Source organism: Flavobacterium aquicola, from assembly GCF_003385115.1.
Classification (GTDB): domain Bacteria; phylum Bacteroidota; class Bacteroidia; order Flavobacteriales; family Flavobacteriaceae; genus Flavobacterium; species Flavobacterium aquicola.
Window position 1 is genome coordinate 1 of sequence record NZ_QUNI01000019.1, and the last position, 15,860, is coordinate 15,860.

Annotated in this window: 10 protein-coding genes; 1 reads left to right on the plus strand and 9 read right to left on the minus strand. The window is 32.9% G+C overall.

The genetic code is table 11. The features are described 5' to 3' along the window. Positions 1–126: 126 nt before the first annotated feature. Complete coding sequence (locus tag C8P67_RS20795) at positions 127–888, minus strand: SGNH/GDSL hydrolase family protein (RefSeq protein ID WP_115815125.1); 762 nt, start codon at positions 886–888, stop codon at positions 127–129. Between the two features lie 325 nt (positions 889–1,213). Between C8P67_RS20795 and C8P67_RS20800 the strand changes: the two genes are divergently transcribed. After that, positions 1,214–1,921: a porin family protein gene (locus C8P67_RS20800; RefSeq protein WP_147298273.1), complete on the plus strand. Its 708-nt coding sequence runs from the start codon at positions 1,214–1,216 to the stop codon at positions 1,919–1,921. Here C8P67_RS20800 and C8P67_RS20805 read toward each other — a convergent pair. The 8 genes from C8P67_RS20805 to asnS form a co-directional block, all read right to left on the minus strand. After that, positions 1,916–2,521 carry a hypothetical protein gene (locus C8P67_RS20805; RefSeq protein ID WP_245980555.1) on the minus strand — a complete coding sequence of 202 codons (606 nt, stop codon included), beginning with the start codon at positions 2,519–2,521 and terminating at the stop codon, positions 1,916–1,918. The two genes, C8P67_RS20800 and C8P67_RS20805, sit on opposite strands and share 6 nt — an antisense overlap. A 403-nt stretch (positions 2,522–2,924) precedes the next feature. Next, positions 2,925–3,617 (minus strand): glycoside hydrolase family 78 protein, encoded by a 693-nt coding sequence (locus tag C8P67_RS20810; protein WP_115815127.1) that lies wholly within the window; start codon positions 3,615–3,617, stop codon positions 2,925–2,927. Positions 3,618–3,621: 4 nt separating this feature from the next. Continuing rightward, entirely contained in the window at positions 3,622–10,395 is a 6,774-nt protein-coding gene (locus C8P67_RS20815) for a T9SS type A sorting domain-containing protein (protein WP_115815128.1), read from the minus strand. A 264-nt stretch (positions 10,396–10,659) separates the two neighbouring features. Further along, entirely contained in the window at positions 10,660–12,123 is a 1,464-nt protein-coding gene (rpoN, locus tag C8P67_RS20820) for an RNA polymerase factor sigma-54 (RefSeq protein ID WP_115815129.1), read from the minus strand. Between the two features lie 117 nt (positions 12,124–12,240). Continuing rightward, entirely contained in the window at positions 12,241–12,768 is a 528-nt protein-coding gene (locus C8P67_RS20825) for a twitching motility protein PilT (RefSeq protein WP_115815130.1), read from the minus strand. Beyond that, positions 12,758–13,108 carry an STAS-like domain-containing protein gene (locus C8P67_RS20830; protein ID WP_115815131.1) on the minus strand — a complete coding sequence of 117 codons (351 nt, stop codon included), beginning with the start codon at positions 13,106–13,108 and terminating at the stop codon, positions 12,758–12,760. Before C8P67_RS20830 ends, C8P67_RS20825 begins: the two co-directional genes overlap by 11 nt. 48 nt (positions 13,109–13,156) lie before the next feature. After that, positions 13,157–14,041, minus strand: a complete 885-nt coding sequence (locus tag C8P67_RS20835; RefSeq protein ID WP_115815132.1) for an STAS domain-containing protein — start codon at positions 14,039–14,041, stop codon at positions 13,157–13,159. A 115-nt stretch (positions 14,042–14,156) separates the two neighbouring features. Further along, positions 14,157–15,590, minus strand: coding sequence for an asparagine--tRNA ligase (gene asnS, locus C8P67_RS20840; protein ID WP_115815133.1), 1,434 nt, complete (start codon positions 15,588–15,590; stop codon positions 14,157–14,159). Positions 15,591–15,860: the final 270 nt, after the last annotated feature.

Sequence of the window (15,860 nt, forward strand, 5' to 3'; positions counted from 1 at the left end):
ATGATAATTCAAATTTCATTCTCGAATGAAAAAATGAGGGACTTTCAGTCCCTCGTAAAACAAACCTCTGCACTTTCAGTGCAGAGTGGTTTAGTTTTTATTATTTATACGAAGTGTGAAAAAATATTAATCCTGAAGTGCTGTTTTTACATTGGGAACCATTCTTTCTACAAATAATTTATAGGCAGTTTCAGAAGGATGTAAACCATCTGAAGCGACAAGATTAGTATTGGTCAGCCCTTGCCGTGTTATATCTGTAATGGAAATGAACTTTACGTTTTTGGTGCTACAAAAGCTTTCTGCAAAATTATTGTATTGATCTATTTCTGTAGATATTTTTGCTTTTTCCGTTTCCGCGAAATTTTTAGCATATGAAGTGTAAGCGTAATCTGGTATTGAAAGCACGATAACATTTTTGTTATTGCCTTTTGCAAGCATTATGGCTTTGTTTAATAATTCGGGAAATTCTTTTTCGTATACCACAAAGTCTAAATGCTGATACTGATTATTCACTCCGATTAAAAGCGTTACCAAATCATAATCTGAATCTGGGTTTTGAGTTTTGACGGCAGAAATCAAATTTGTGGTTGTCCAACCTGTCACAGCAATTACTTTTAACGAAAAATCACTCTTCGGATAAATTGTTTTTAAATTTGTTTTGAGCTGTTCAGGATACCTGCAGGTTTCGCATACGCTTTGGCCAATTGTATAGCTGTCACCTAATGCTAAATATTTTATTGAATTTGAAATAGGAACTGTAGGTACTGTGGGCGGTGTAACAGACGGCTTAGGTACAACAGCAGCTTTTGGAGCTGTTTCTTCGGCGGTACAGCTGGTAAGTAATAGTGATACTAAAATAATAATTATTTGTTTGGCTGGTGCTTTCATAATTTTATGAATTAAGTTTCTCGGTTTAAACAAAATTTACGTTAAAAAAGCAATTTTGGTTTTGTACTATTTCTATTTTTTGTTTGTAAAAAGCCATGTTCAAATTATGCAGTTATAAAGCTAGTTAAAAGGTTAGAGAAAAAGTTTAAAATTTATTGAAACAATTTATTTGTGCCAAATGTGTTATGTAATTATTCACTGCAGAAGAAAACACCTAATCTTAAATGAGGTCAGCATTTTTTTTATGATATTTGTAAGCAGTTATGTTTAAGCAATGAATTTTGACAGGCTCTGCATTCTTGGCTATTCATTTAAATTTAAAGTAATGATGCGATTATTTCTTGGTTGTTTTCTTTTTTTATTAGTTTTCAAAGGGTTTTCTCAAGAGAAGACATTTTCAATAGATACACTGTATGTCAAGATTGACAGTCTTTACAGAGAAGATCAGTTTTATGCGGGACTTAATTATAATTCAATTGTAAAAAAACCAGAAGGTCTTTCACAAGAAAAAATATCATTTGGTTTTAGTGCAGGTTTTCTAAGAGATTTTCCATTAAATAAAAAAAGAACTTTTGCTATAGCACCTGGAATTGGTTTTACATTTAACAATTATCTTCATAACATGGCAATTACTGGAACTAGTAATAGCCCTGTTTATAGTATAATTGAATCCGATGTGGATTTTGATAAAAACAGATTCGAACAGTTTCGGGTAGAATTACCGCTCGAATTTAGATGGCGTACTTCAACACCAGAGAGCTATCAGTTTTTTAGATTATATGGCGGTTTTAAAGTCAGCTATTTATTGTATGATAAATCCGTTTTTGATGATGGAGTGCAAAAAATTGTGATAAAAGGAAACAAAGATTTTGAAGAATTGCTTTATGGAGTTTATATCTCAATGGGATATAGTGCCTTTAATTTACAAGTATATTATGGGCTGAATTCTTTTTTTAAATCCACAGCTCAAATCGATTCGGTACCTCTTTCGATGAACACTTTGAGTCTTGGTGTTGTTTTCTATATTTTATAACCACAAAAATAGAAAAGCAATTTGAGGAATACTTCCTATTAGTACTCCTATAATTATTTCGTTTGGAGTATGTGCTTTCATTATCAAACGCGAAGTGGCTACAAAACCATTCATCACTAATAAAAAAGGAACAAGATATACACTTCCTATTTGTAAGTGAATATTAAGCCCAAAAACAAAAACTGTTAATGCTGAAATGGCAAGCATATGAAGGCTGGCTTTGAACTTGGCGTAGAGCAGGCCAAGTGTAAATAATATACTGAATAGTGCGCCTAAAAAGAAAAAATGCAGTTCTGGATAAAGTTCTAAAGGAATGATTTTTCGGAGTATCAAAATGATTAGAAAACTTTGAAACACCAGCGGTATTTTACGCTGTTCCAAATTGGCAATCATTATCGAATCCACTTTTCCTGTAAAACGGAGCAAATAGTATAATGCCATTGGAACCATAATGGTAACAATAGAAATCTGCCAAAATAATGGAGTAATCTGCGAGTTGCTAAAATCTGTATTGTGGAATAAAAAATAGAAAACACAAGCTTGTATAGGAGTGAAAAGCGGATGAAATATATAAGAAAATATGGGAAGTATCTTTTTCAATTTTAAAATCAGATTTGAAGAAATGAGTTATAGATAATATTTTTTGTCAATGATTTCTGAGATTACTTCTTCTAATGCTTACTGTCTTCTTCTTTTCAATGCTTTCGGATCAAAAACTGTCAATGTTTTATCGCGGTTTTCTTGGCATAACGGCATTCAAAGAATCTTTGAGTAATGGAAATAGAATCGAATTTCAGTAGGCAGTGATTTAATTCTGATTCAAATTTATGATATTGTTTTTAGATTTGTATGGTTTGATTTTAAATATTTCAGGTTTTAGCGGGAAGCTTTTTTTGCTTACTCATTTACTATAAATACAAAAGAGATTGTTTCACTTTGTAAGACAATCTCTTCTAATATAAAAAGACACCAGTTTTTTGAGCAGATTTTCTAAGATTATGCTTTAATTGGTTTTAAATCTCCAGACTTGTCCAACGGTTTCTCCGCCTTTATTATCTTTTACGACCACTTTCCAGAAGTATTCTGTTGCAGGTTCCAGAGTTACCTCTTCTGTTTTTGTGGTATTGTTTTCGTTTATTTTTACGTTAGGAGGGTTTGAGGTGCCAAAATAAACCTCATAAGTGAGAACATCTTCAGCATCAGCATCAGTGGCATTCCATGTCAGCGCAGCGGTTGCAGTATTTACTGAAGCGTTTATCTCTGGCGCTGTCAATTCCGGCAAAAAAGGCAGGTGATTCACTTCGGCATCGCCGGCAGTATAAAATTTGTAAGCAGCGGAATAATCACTGGACACCCCTTCGTCATCCGTCGCTTTGATTCTCCAGTAGTAAGCCGTATTTTTTTCCAATTCCAGTTCTGTAGAAGTTGAAGTACCTTCAGCTGTTTCTATAATCTGAGTAAATTGGTTGTCCTTGGCTATTTCTATTTTATAGGTGATATTGTCATTATTTGTATCGGTAGATTTATTCCATTCAAAACTAACGGTATTGTCTACGCATAATTTATTATCAGGAGGTAGGGTCAGTACAGGAACTGTCGGAGCCGTATTTTTAGTTTCAGTTTCAGAATCATCGCTGCCACCACCGCAGGAAATGGCTAAAAGACCGATTATTGACAGGTATATAAAATTCTTCATTTTTTTAGTTTTTTATAATTTTTACATTCTTTACGGAGCCTGCCAAGTGGATTTTAGCGATATAAACGCCGCTAGGTTCGTTTTCCAGAGTTAACTGAGCAGTTCCATTTTCTAAACTGTATTTTTTGCTGGAGATTACACGGCCGTTTGTAGCATTTATTTCTATGGTGGCTTCTTTATCGGTAACAGGCAGTTCGATTTCAAAAGATCCGGAAGTAGGATTCGGATAGGCCGAAATGATTAAATTCAAACCGGTAATATCTTCGGCATAGATTCCTTCGCAGGCTTTGGCTGTTTTTACTTCCAGTAAACTGCCTCCATTTGCAGTAAGTGAAAAGTTCGGATCATTGGTTTCAAACTGCTCGATTCCGTCCACAAAAACAGTGTAAGGAGCGGTTCCAGTGGTAATCTGGATATTTACTTTTTTGGATATTATGCTTGATTTTCCAGTAATAGATGCGCCTTTTGCAATAATAATATTAAAGTTTTGTTCGAATGTTTCCCCCGGAATAGTAATGGAAACGGTATAATTTCTAGGTGCCAGATTAGTAACAGACAGAGTGTTATTTGTAAAAGGATATTCCGTCCCATTAATGCTGGCAGTGTATAGGAATGTTTCAGATGCAGTGATGTTTATTTCGCCGTTGTTTTCGCCAAGACATGATTCTCCTTTGGTTTCTACAATAAAATTGTTTGAAGGCAGACTTAATCCGCAGTCGGGATCATAAAAGGCTGTTGCGTCTTTTAAGACTGACCAGTTAGTGTCCGAGTAAGTTTTGTTATCTACTTTGATACAGCCTAGATTCGGGTTATTTTCAAGATGAAGAGCCGAAGAATTAAAATTGGTATTGTTTCCGTTTTTTAAATTCAGGCTTGTCAGCTGGTTTGATGAACAGTTCAGTTCGGTTAGGGCGGTATTTTGTGTGATGTTTAATGATGGCAATTTATTTGAATCACAAAACAACTGAGTTAAAGCTTTATTTTTAGTAAGGTCAATACTTGTTACCTGATTTTTGCTGAAATCCAAAAGGGTCAAGGCTGTATTGTTTTTTACATTTAAGGCAGACAATTGATTGTTTTGACAAATCAATTTTGTCAGTTTAATGTTTTTGTCAACATTCAGGCTTGTCAGCGTATTATTACTGCAGTCTACAAAAGTTAATTCTGTATTCTGAGTAATGTCCAGACTTTCGATCATGTTGTTTTTTAAACTAAGATTTGACAGTGCTGTGTTTTTACTTAAATCTAAAGTTTTTAATTGGTTTGAGCTGCAGTTCAGATCAGTCAAAGCTGTATTTTTACTAAGGTCTAAAGCTATTAATTGATTTCCGCTGCAATCTAAATTTGTTAATGCCGAAAATGCTTCAATCCCTTTTAAGTTAGGAATACTGGCATCCGATACATTTAAGGATGTCAATGTATTGATGCTGGAAGTCAAAACTTTACCATCTGCAGGACTTGAATCAATTGTTAATGCGATTAATTTATTCTCAAAATTAAGATCAGGTATATAAGTGTATAAATCTGCAGTGGCACAATCGGTATTAAAATTGGCAACAGCATCTTTTTTCTCTGTCCAGTTTGTACGGGCATAAATCGCATTATCAACCTGAATGCAGGTCAGATTTGGGTTGTTTGTAGCATTAAATGAAGACATTTGAGAGTTGTTAGTGTTTTTACAATTTAAACTCGCCAAATTATTTGAACTGCAATTCAAATCAGTTAATAACTTGTTTTTGCTTACATCTAAAGTGGTTATTTGATTAGATGAACAATTCAAAGAAGTTAATGCTTCAAATTTCTGAATTCCTGTTAAGTCAGTAATATCGCTTGAACTTACATCTAGTGCTGTAACTGTAATGATGCTTTCTATTAAAACTTTACCGTTTTTACCATCCGTATCGATGCCTAAAGCGATTAATTTGTCTTCAAAATTAGAATCCGGAATTGCCGTGAATGGATCGCAGTCTTCATTATAATTTGCTGTTCCGTCTTTTTTATCTGCCCAATTAGTATCTGCAAATATTTTATCATCAACCTGAATACATTTCAGCTTTGGATTATCTGTAAAATTAATTGAGGTTTCATTTAATTTGGAATTATTTCCGTTTTTTAGATTGAGGCTAACTAATAATGGATTATTAGAAATTACCAATGCTTCTAAATTTATATTGTTTCCAGCATCTAAACCAGTAAGTTTATTAGAAGAACAATTTAAATTAATCAAGGCTGTGTTTTTGCTGATATCCAAAGTGGTCAGCTGATTGGAATTTAAATTTAAAGTTGTTAAAGCTGTGTTTTTGCTAGTATTCAAACCAGTCAGCTGATTGAAATTGCATCCTAAATTTACTAAAACCGTATTCTTGCTTATATCTAAAACTGTTAATTGATTTGCACTTAAAACTACATCAGTCAAAGCGGTGTTTTTGCTTAGATCTAAAGCTGTAAGCTGGTTTGATGATGCATTTAATTTTGTTAAAATTGTATTCTTACTTAAATCTAAGCTGTTTAATTGGTTAGTACTGCAGTTCAGATCAGTCAGCGCAGTGTTTTTGCTTAGGTCTAAATTGGTTAATTCATTTGCGTTACATTCTAAATTTGTTAATGCCGAAAATGCTTCAATTCCTTTCAGGTTAGTAATAGCTGCACCCGAAATGTTTAAGGATGTCAATGCATTGATATTTGAAGTCAAAACTTTACCATCTGCAGGACTTGAATCAATTGCTAATTCAATCAGTTTATTTTCAAAATTAAGATCGGGAATATAAGTGTATAAATCTGAAGAAGCACAATCGGTATTAAAATTAGCAGCGACGTCTTTTTTAGCAGTCCACTTTTCATTGGCAAAAATTGCATCATCAACCTGAATACAGGTTAAATTTGGATTATTTGTGGCTTCAAAAGCGGCTAGTTGTGTATTACTGCCGTTTTTGCAATTTAAACTCGTCAGATTATTAGAGCTGCAGTTAAAATCGATCAATGCTATGTTTTGACTAATATCTAAACTGATCAGCTTATTTGAGGAGCAATTCAAAGCGGTCAATGCTATAAATTTCTGAATCCCTGTTAAGTCACTGATATTAGCTGAACTCACATCGAGTGTTGTAACCGTATTGATACTTTCTATCAAAACTTTTCCGTTTTTACCATCAGTATCGATACCCAAAGCGATTAATTTATCTTCAAAATTAGAATCTGGAATTGAAGTAAAAGGGTTGCAGTCTTCACTGTAGTTTGCCGTAGCATCTTTTTTAGCTGCCCAATTAGTATCGGCATTCAGTTTGTCATCTACCTGAATACATTTCAGGCTTGGATTATCTGTAAAACTAATTGTGGCTTCACTTAATTTGGAATTATTTCCATTTTTCAGATTGAGACTCTTCAATAATGGATTGTTTGAAAGAATCAATTCAGTCAAATTTGTATTAGCACTGACATCTAAGGCGGTTAGCTGGTTAGAAGAACAATTCAAATTAGTTAGAGCCACATTTTTGCTGACATCCAAACTTATTAATTGATTTGAATTCGATTGTAAATTAGTCAAAGCTGTGTTTTTGCTTACATCCAAAGCAGCCAAATTGTTTGAAGATACATTTAGTTTTGTTAATGATACACATCCGCTTACGTCTAAAGCTGTTAATTGATTGGAGTTATTATTCAAATCAGTCAAAGCTGTATTCTTACTTAAATCTAAAGCCGTTAATTGATTTTCACTGCATCCCAAAGTCGTTAATGCAGTGTTTTTACTTATATCCAAAGTGGTTAGTGTATTTTTACTGCATTCTAAAGTTGTTAGAGCAGTAAATCCTTGTATTCCTGATAAATTAGCAATAGCGCTGTTAGATACGTCTAGTGATGTTACTGCTTCAATACTTGAATTTAAAACATTACCATTTTTGCCATCAGTATCAATCCCAAGTGCAATGAGTTTGTCTTCGAATACGGGGTCTGGAATTCCTGTAACAACCGAACATTCATAAGCAGTATAAAAAGCAGTATCGTCTTTTTTAAATCTCCAATTGGTATTTGAATAATCGGCATCATCAACATTAATGCAGGAAAGAGATGAGTTGCTATAAAAACCAATAAATTGGAAATTTGTGTTATTGCCGTTTTTTAAATTTAAGCTGGTTAATTTATTATTGTTACAATAGAAATTTCGCAGTACAATATTTTTGGTTACATCTAAACTGGTTATCTGGTTAGAACTGCAGTTGAAAATTTCTAATAGAGTGTTTTTGCTTATGTCTAGATTTGTTATTTGATTTTCATTACAGTATAAACTGCTTAAAACTGTGTTGGTGCTTACGTCTAAGCTGGTTATTAGATTATTACTGCATGATAAAACTTGCAATAATGTGTTTTTACTAACATCTAAGGAAGTTATTTTATTGTCACTGCAATACAAGTATTTCAGCTGTGTATTTTTGCTTACATCTAATTTGGTTATTTGATTATTATAACACGTCAAATCAACTAATGCTGTAAAATCCTGAATTCCTGTTAAATCAGTAATAGAACTTTCATAAATGCTTAACTCTCTTAATTTATTGACATTTGAAGTGAGCACTTTTCCATCAGCAATGTCATCAATTCCCAAAGAGATTAATTTAGCTTCGAAGCTGGTGTCTGGAATAAGTGTATAGTCGCGGCAATCTAATCCAAAACTGGCTTTAGAATCTTTAGTAATGGACCATTTATTTGCAGCTGTAATATCGGAAACCTGAATGCAGGTAAGAGATGCATTACCTGAACAGTTTAATGCTGTTAAAGCTCCATTTTTGGAAACATCTAATTTGTTTAATAAATTGTTTGAACAATTTAAAGTCGTTAAAGCAGTAAATCCCTGAATTCCATTTAAATCAGTTATTGAAGTATTTGAAACGTCCAATGCTGTTAGTGTTTCGATACTTGAATTTAATACCTGTCCGTTTTTTCCATCGGTATCGATTCCAAGGGCAATAAGTTTATCTTCGAATATAGGGTCTGGAATTCCGGTGCTTGCAGAACAGTCATAAGTCGTAAAATATGAGTTTGCGTTTTTATTATCTCCCCACTTGGTATCTGCATAGGCAACATCATCCACAGAAATACAGGAAAGATCAGGATTTTCAGAAAAGCTTAAAGATAAACTCGTATTGTACCCGTTTTTTATATTTAAATTGGTCAGTTTGTTTACATCACATGACAAAGAATACAAAGATGTATTTTTGCTTGCGTCTAAAATTTTTATTCTATTTCTGCCACAGGACAAACTGACTAAGTTAATATTTTGGCTTATATCTAAGGCCGTGAGCTCATTCCAATTACAAGTCAAATACTTCAAAGCTGTATTTTGGGTTACATCTAAGCTGGTAAGTTTATTAGAAGAACAGTCTACTGAAGTCAAAACCGTATTTTTGCTCAAATCTAAACTGGTTAATTTATTGCCATAACAGTTCAAAGATTTCAAGGCTGTATTTTTGCTTAAATCTAAGCTGGTAATTTGCGTATAAACACAATATAAACTAGTAAGTGATGTAAAATCCTGAATTCCTGTTAAGTCCACAATTTGAGAATTATTGATTTCTAATGTCCACACCTGATTTATTTTTGATGTTTGTACTCTACCGTCGGCAACATCATCAATTTTTAATTTAATTAATGTGGCTTCAAAATTAGCATCCGGAATAATAGTGTAAGCATTACAGTCTAAACTAAAATTAGCAGCGGCATCTTTGGTAGTACTCCAATTTCCTGCTGCAGCTATATCTGCCACCTGAATGCAGGTTAGCGCGGTATTATTAGAGCAGTCTAAAGTATTCAAAAATGTATTTTTAGAAAGATCTACGGTATTTAATGAATTATTGGACACATTTAAAGTTGTTAAAGCAGTAAATCCCTGAATTCCGGTTAAATCGGCAATAGAACTGTTTGATAAATCTAATGAAGCTACTGTTCCGATACTTGAATTTAATACTATTCCGTTTTTACCATCGGTATCAATGCCCAGTGCAATTAATTTATCTTCAAATTGGGAATTAGGAATTTGAGTACCTAATGAACATTCATAAGGGGAGAAAAATGGAGTAATTCCATATGGATTTCGCCAGTTAGTGTTCATATAATTCACATCATCCACGATAATACACGAAAGATTTTTATTATTATAATATTCAAATCGAACTAGAAGAGAATTTTTTCCATTCTTTAAATTTAAGGTAGTAAGCTCATTGTTTCTACAGTAAAGCTGCGTCAGTCCAGCATTTTGACTTACATCTAAAATGGTTAGTTTATTACTTGAACAGTCCAAATATTCTAACGTTTTATTTTTGCTTACGTCCAAGCTGGTTATTTTATTCTGATTGCACATAACGTATCTTAGCAGTAATTTTTCGCTCAGATCGATACTGCTGATTCTATTATTCGTGAAATATAAAATTCTCAATAATGGGTTTTGACTTATATCTAAAGCGGTCAGTTGATTATTATTGCAATTTAAATAATCCAAAGCTGCATTTTTACTTATATCTAAATTGTTTATAGTATTGTATTCACAGTTTAAATTAGTCAAGGCTGTAAAATCCTGAATTCCTGTCATATTTGTAATAGAGCTCGACGAAAGGTCTATTTGTGTCAAAGTGTTAATATTTGAGGTCAGCACCTGTCCATCAGCGGTATCATCAATTCCTAAAGCTATTAATTTGGCTTCGAAGTTGGTGTCTGGAATAATGGTATATTGTGCAAAACCTTTTGAAACAGCTAATAAGAGTAATAATGAAAGTAATTTCGTTTTCATAAATCTGATTTTATTTAAAGCGGTGTAATATTACTATTTATCCATTTTTTGCCAGTCATCATTTATAGTGATTTTACTATGGATAATACAGGAAAATACTGCTATAAAAAACCTCCCAATTTCAGGTTTTCTGAAACTGGGAGGTCTGTAAAATGGATTTATGATTATGGCGAAAACTAAATTTCTATATAGAGTTTAGAAAAAAAATATTGATTTTTACTAGAGAATAAAATTGTAAAATAAGTAAAGATATTCAAGTCAGAACTACAGTTTTTTCCTCATCCGGGCAACTGGAATTTCCAGCTGTTCACGGTATTTGGCTATGGTTCTTCTTGCAATCGGATATCCTTTTTCCTTAAGTATTTCAGCCAAAAGATCATCAGGCAGCGGATTCTTTTTGTCTTCGTCTTCGATAGTATTCTGCAAAATCTTTTTGATTTCGAGTGTTGATACATCTTCGCCCTGATCATTTTTCATGGCTTCAGAGAAGAATTCTTTTATCAGTTTTGTACCATACGGAGTTTCGACATACTTGCTGTTTGCAACCCTAGAAACGGTTGATATATCCAGTCCAATCATATCGGCAATATCTTTTAGAATCATTGGTTTCAAACGCGTTTCGTCTCCATCCAATAAATAATCTTTCTGATAATGCATAATGGCATTCATTGTTACAAACAAAGTATCCTGACGCTGTTTTATAGCATCAATAAACCATTTTGCCGAGTCTAATTTTTGCTTGATAAACTGTACGGCATCTTTTTGGGAACTTGACTTATCCTTAGACTCTTTGTATGTCTGCATCATTTCCTGATAATCTTTGGAAATATGCAGGGAAGGGGCATTCCGTCCGTTTAAGGTAAGTTCCAGCTCGCCGTCAATGATACGAATAGCAAAATCGGGGACTATGTTTTCGGTGATTTTAGTATTTCCCGAAAAAGATCCTCCAGGTTTTGGATTGAGTCTTTCGATTTCGTGGATTGCATTTCTAAGCTGTTCGTTAGAAATATTTAGTTTTTGCACCAGTTTATCATAATGCTTTCTCACAAAAGCATCAAAATGCTGATCGATTATAGCAGTTGCCAGATCAATAGATTCTGTTGGTGTTTTATGTTTGAGCTGCAGCAGTAAACATTCCTGCAGATCGCGTGCTCCAACGCCGGTAGGTTCCAGTTCGTGAATGATGTTCAGAATTGTTTCAACTTGTTTTTCTGTAGTATAAAGCCCTTGGGTAAAAGCCATGTCGTCTACTAAATCAGGAATGCTTCTTCGAATATATCCTGTGTCGTCGATACTTCCGACCAAAAATTCGGCGATATCGCGCTCTTCATCATTTAGGATAAAAGTATTTAACTGATTGATGAGGTCCTGATGAAAACTTATCGCTGCCGCAAAAGGGGTTTCTTTGGTTTCATCGTCATCACTGTAATTATTGGCTTGTGTTTTATAATCGGGAGTGTCGTCGCTGTTTAAATATTCGTCTATGTTAATGTCTTCCGAATCTATTCTGTCTGCTTCGGAATCTTCATAATCATCGTATTCTTCGGTGTCGAACTCGTCTTTTTCATAGTCGTCCTCTTTTCCGGATTCCAATGCTGGATTTTCGTTCATTTCTTCCAATAAACGCTGTTCAAATGCTTGCGTAGGCAACTGAATTAACTTCATCAGCTGGATTTGCTGCGGAGATAATTTCTGAGATATTTTTAAATTTAAAAATTGCTTTAGCATATTGAGTGTTTGAAATCTTAAGGGATTAAAGGTTTAATATTGTTTAAATATTTAAAGTTACAGAGTTTTAAACAAATTTAAAAAACTTTGAACAATTTTAAATTTTTAGAATTTTTATTAAGGTTTTAAAATAGTTACCGAATGGTTTATTTTTTGAAAATCACCATCATCACTTACAAAGAACCAATTGTTTTGTCTGCATAATTCTAGGTAATATGCATCGTTGAAGTCAATGGTTTTAAAATTTATTAAAACATTTTCAATGTTAATTCTGTTGAAATCATCTGAAAAGCGTTCTGATAATTTCAAAATCTGATTAATACAGCTTTCAATAAGTTTTTCTGTGTCTTTATATCTTGTTGATGAAAGGTAATCTTTTTTATAATCTGCAGTAAAGTTATTTGTTTCATTTTTCCAAAGATTAAAATCTAATCTTAAATTAGCATTTGAAAATTCAGAAAGAATAAGACTGTTAAGAACAATATCGCAATTTGTAGTTTTCAGTAACCTTAAAAAATTAGAAATACTAGACTGCTTATTTTTTTCATAATTTCCAATAGGAGAAAATAAAAACATCCAAATGTTATTATCGAAAAAAAACATTTGATTGTATTTGGGAGAAAAGTCTTTAATTTTAATCTCCATTTATTATTGAATTTGTAGAATCTTCAAATCTGTCTTTATCTCTGAAGTATTCTTTAGCTCTTTTTACGACTTCACTAAAAAGTATCCTGTCTTCTTTTGCCACGTTTTTTAAATGTAAATGTTTATTTAAAAAATCATCGGAGTATGAAGGATTACTATATAATTGACCTATAGCGGCATTTAAGAAAGCTGTAGTCATTATTGATATCCCTTCAAAATCAATAGAAACAGTTTTATGATTTTTAAAATAATCAGTGATTAAATTATATACTAAGTCTCCATCACTTGTAGAAACAGCGATATCTCCTTTGATAATTTCTCGGATTATTATAGTACTCATTTTTTAAAAAGTTTAAACAAAATTAGTGTTTTTTATTTTAGTATAAAATTAAAAAGTAAAGTCCCAGTTATCGGAGTGTTCATCAGACAAAGAATAATAAGATTTATCATTTAGATTAAATCTCAAATTAGCAATTGTTCCCTGAAAAGGGTTTTCTAAATTTTTGGTTTCTATTATACCTCTTTTATATTCCCAAAAGCCATCAGAAGAAATGATTTGAATCTTTCCATTGTTGAGTTTTATAAATTCGAAAATAATATCTAAACCAAGACCTCCAGGTATTGTTCCTGATTTAGTTGTGTTACCTTTTTGCATTGCCCATGAAATAGTTTCGCTTCCTGACATTGTCATGTTTAAAAAACTATTTACATTTTCTTTTATATTAACTCCTCGATCAACAATTGTAATATTAAATTGTTTTTCTTCGGATCGAGGAAAATATTGACCACAGGTATGAATGTAATTGCATTTTCCATGAGTTCTTGCATTTTCATATAATTCAAATATATTTTGCATTATTTTTTTTCCAAGTTTCTCACTATGTGAAGGGAAATCTTTTTTGTTTAATAATTCATTTTTTATATAAGAATTGAATCCTTCATCATCGGTCGGGATAAACTTTCTGTATTTTACAACTGTATTATAGTAATCAATGGCTTTTTCAAAACCATAATTACATAAAAATTCGTTTTTCCTTAATATTTTTTCAACTACTGGATTGAAATTTATAAAAGTTATTTTCTTTTGGTTTTTTTCTAATATTTCAATAATTGTTCCTAAAACTGCACATAAATTTGCTTCGAAAAACTTTACTCCTGAAAAGTCAAAAATGATTTCAGGGTCCTTAATTTGATTTGCATCATTAACAAGATTAATTAGTTTTTGATATCCTTCCCAATCGCTCTTAATATCATTTTCAAAATATATAGTCATAAAAGGAAAATATAAATAAGTTTTCTAAATTTAGAATTGAAAAATATTATTATACTGAAAGTTTTTAACAATGCATTTAATTGTTAGCTAAAAACGGACAACCATTAATTTATTTTTAGAATTCAGCATTCTGTGGTGTTCTTGGGAATGCAATTACGTCACGAATGTTTGTCATTCCGGTTACAAACAGCACCAGTCTTTCAAATCCAAGTCCAAAACCGGAGTGAACTGCCGATCCAAATCTGCGGGTATCCAAGTACCACCATAATTCTTCTTCATCAATTCCCAGAGCTTTCATTTTTTCGACCAAAACATCAAAACGCTCTTCTCTTTGTGAACCGCCCACGATTTCTCCAATTCCAGGGAAAAGAATATCCATCGCACGTACTGTTTTTCCGTCTTCGTTCAAACGCATGTAGAAAGCTTTGATATTGGCAGGATAATCAAACAGAATTACCGGTGATTTAAAGTGTTTTTCCACCAAATAACGTTCGTGCTCCGATTGTAAATCAGCGCCCCATTCGTTAATGATGTACTGAAATTTTTTCTTTTTGTTTGGAGTAGAATCTCTAAGGATATCAATCGCTTCAGTATAAGAAACGCGTTTGAAATTGTTTTCCAGTACAAAATTCAGTTTTTCAAGCAAAGCCATTTCGCTTCTTTCAGCCTGTGGTTTTGATTTTTCTTCTTCCAATAAACGGCCTTCCAAGAATTTCAAATCATCTGGACATTTTTCTAATACATATTTAATCACATATCGGATAAAATCTTCGGCAAGATCCATATTGTCATTCAAATCATTGAAAGCAACTTCCGGCTCAATCATCCAAAATTCGGCCAAGTGCCGGGAAGTATTCGAATTTTCGGCTCTGAATGTTGGTCCAAAAGTATAAATCTGTCCCAAAGCCATTGCAAAAGTTTCGCCTTCTAATTGTCCAGAAACTGTTAAGTTGGTATGTTTTCCGAAGAAATCTTTTTTATAATCAATATTTCCTTCTTCATTTTTAGGCAGATTGTCTAATGGCAAAGAAGTCACCTGAAACATTTCGCCTGCACCTTCTGCATCTGCACCCGTAATAATCGGTGTGTTCACATAAACAAAACCTTTTTGCTGAAAATAGCTGTGCACCGCATACGATAAAACCGAACGCACGCGCATAATCGCTCCAAAAGCATTCGTACGCACACGTAAGTGTGCATTCTCACGAAGGAATTCCAATGAATGTTTTTTCGGCTGCATCGGGAATTTCTCTGCATCCGAATCTCCAAGGATTTCAAGTTTAGTAACCTGAATTTCATATTTCTGACCGGCACCTTTGCTCTCAGCCAAAGTTCCTGTTACCGAAACCGCAGCTCCGGTCGTAATTCTCTTTAAAGTTTCATCAGGAGTATTTTCAAAATCGACAACACATTGTATATTATTAATCGTTGAACCGTCATTCAGGGCAATAAACTGATTGTTCCTAAAAGTTCTAACCCAGCCTTTAGCATTAATTTCCTGTAAAGTCGTTGTGCTGTTTAATAAGTCTTTAACTTTTGTGTGTCTCATTTTAATTTTAGATTTTAAATTTCTGAAGTTTAATTAAAGAAATTATTGTTATAATTCTGTTGCAAATATAGTTGATTTGTTTTAATTCTAGTGTTGCAGAGAGGTGTATTCATGTTTTTGAATTGTGTTTTTTGGAGCAGTTTTCTGCTGTCCGCTGTCTTTTACGATCCTGTCAGGTGGGTGCAATCACTATACGCAGTAATGGCACACAGATGACACGGATTAACACGGATTTTTTTTTAAAAGATTAGCATAGAAATGCAGATAACT

Coding starts and splice junctions, on each gene's coding strand:
- C8P67_RS20795 (WP_115815125.1), bottom strand. CDS start 888: ATGAAAGCACCAGCCAAACAAATAATTATTATTTTAGTATCACTATTA.
- C8P67_RS20800 (WP_147298273.1), top strand. CDS start 1,214: ATGATGCGATTATTTCTTGGTTGTTTTCTTTTTTTATTAGTTTTCAAA.
- C8P67_RS20810 (WP_115815127.1), bottom strand. CDS start 3,617: ATGAAGAATTTTATATACCTGTCAATAATCGGTCTTTTAGCCATTTCC.
- C8P67_RS20815 (WP_115815128.1), bottom strand. CDS start 10,395: ATGAAAACGAAATTACTTTCATTATTACTCTTATTAGCTGTTTCAAAA.
- rpoN (WP_115815129.1), bottom strand. CDS start 12,123: ATGCTAAAGCAATTTTTAAATTTAAAAATATCTCAGAAATTATCTCCG.
- C8P67_RS20825 (WP_115815130.1), bottom strand. CDS start 12,768: ATGGAGATTAAAATTAAAGACTTTTCTCCCAAATACAATCAAATGTTT.
- C8P67_RS20830 (WP_115815131.1), bottom strand. CDS start 13,108: ATGAGTACTATAATAATCCGAGAAATTATCAAAGGAGATATCGCTGTT.
- C8P67_RS20835 (WP_115815132.1), bottom strand. CDS start 14,041: ATGACTATATATTTTGAAAATGATATTAAGAGCGATTGGGAAGGATAT.
- asnS (WP_115815133.1), bottom strand. CDS start 15,590: ATGAGACACACAAAAGTTAAAGACTTATTAAACAGCACAACGACTTTA.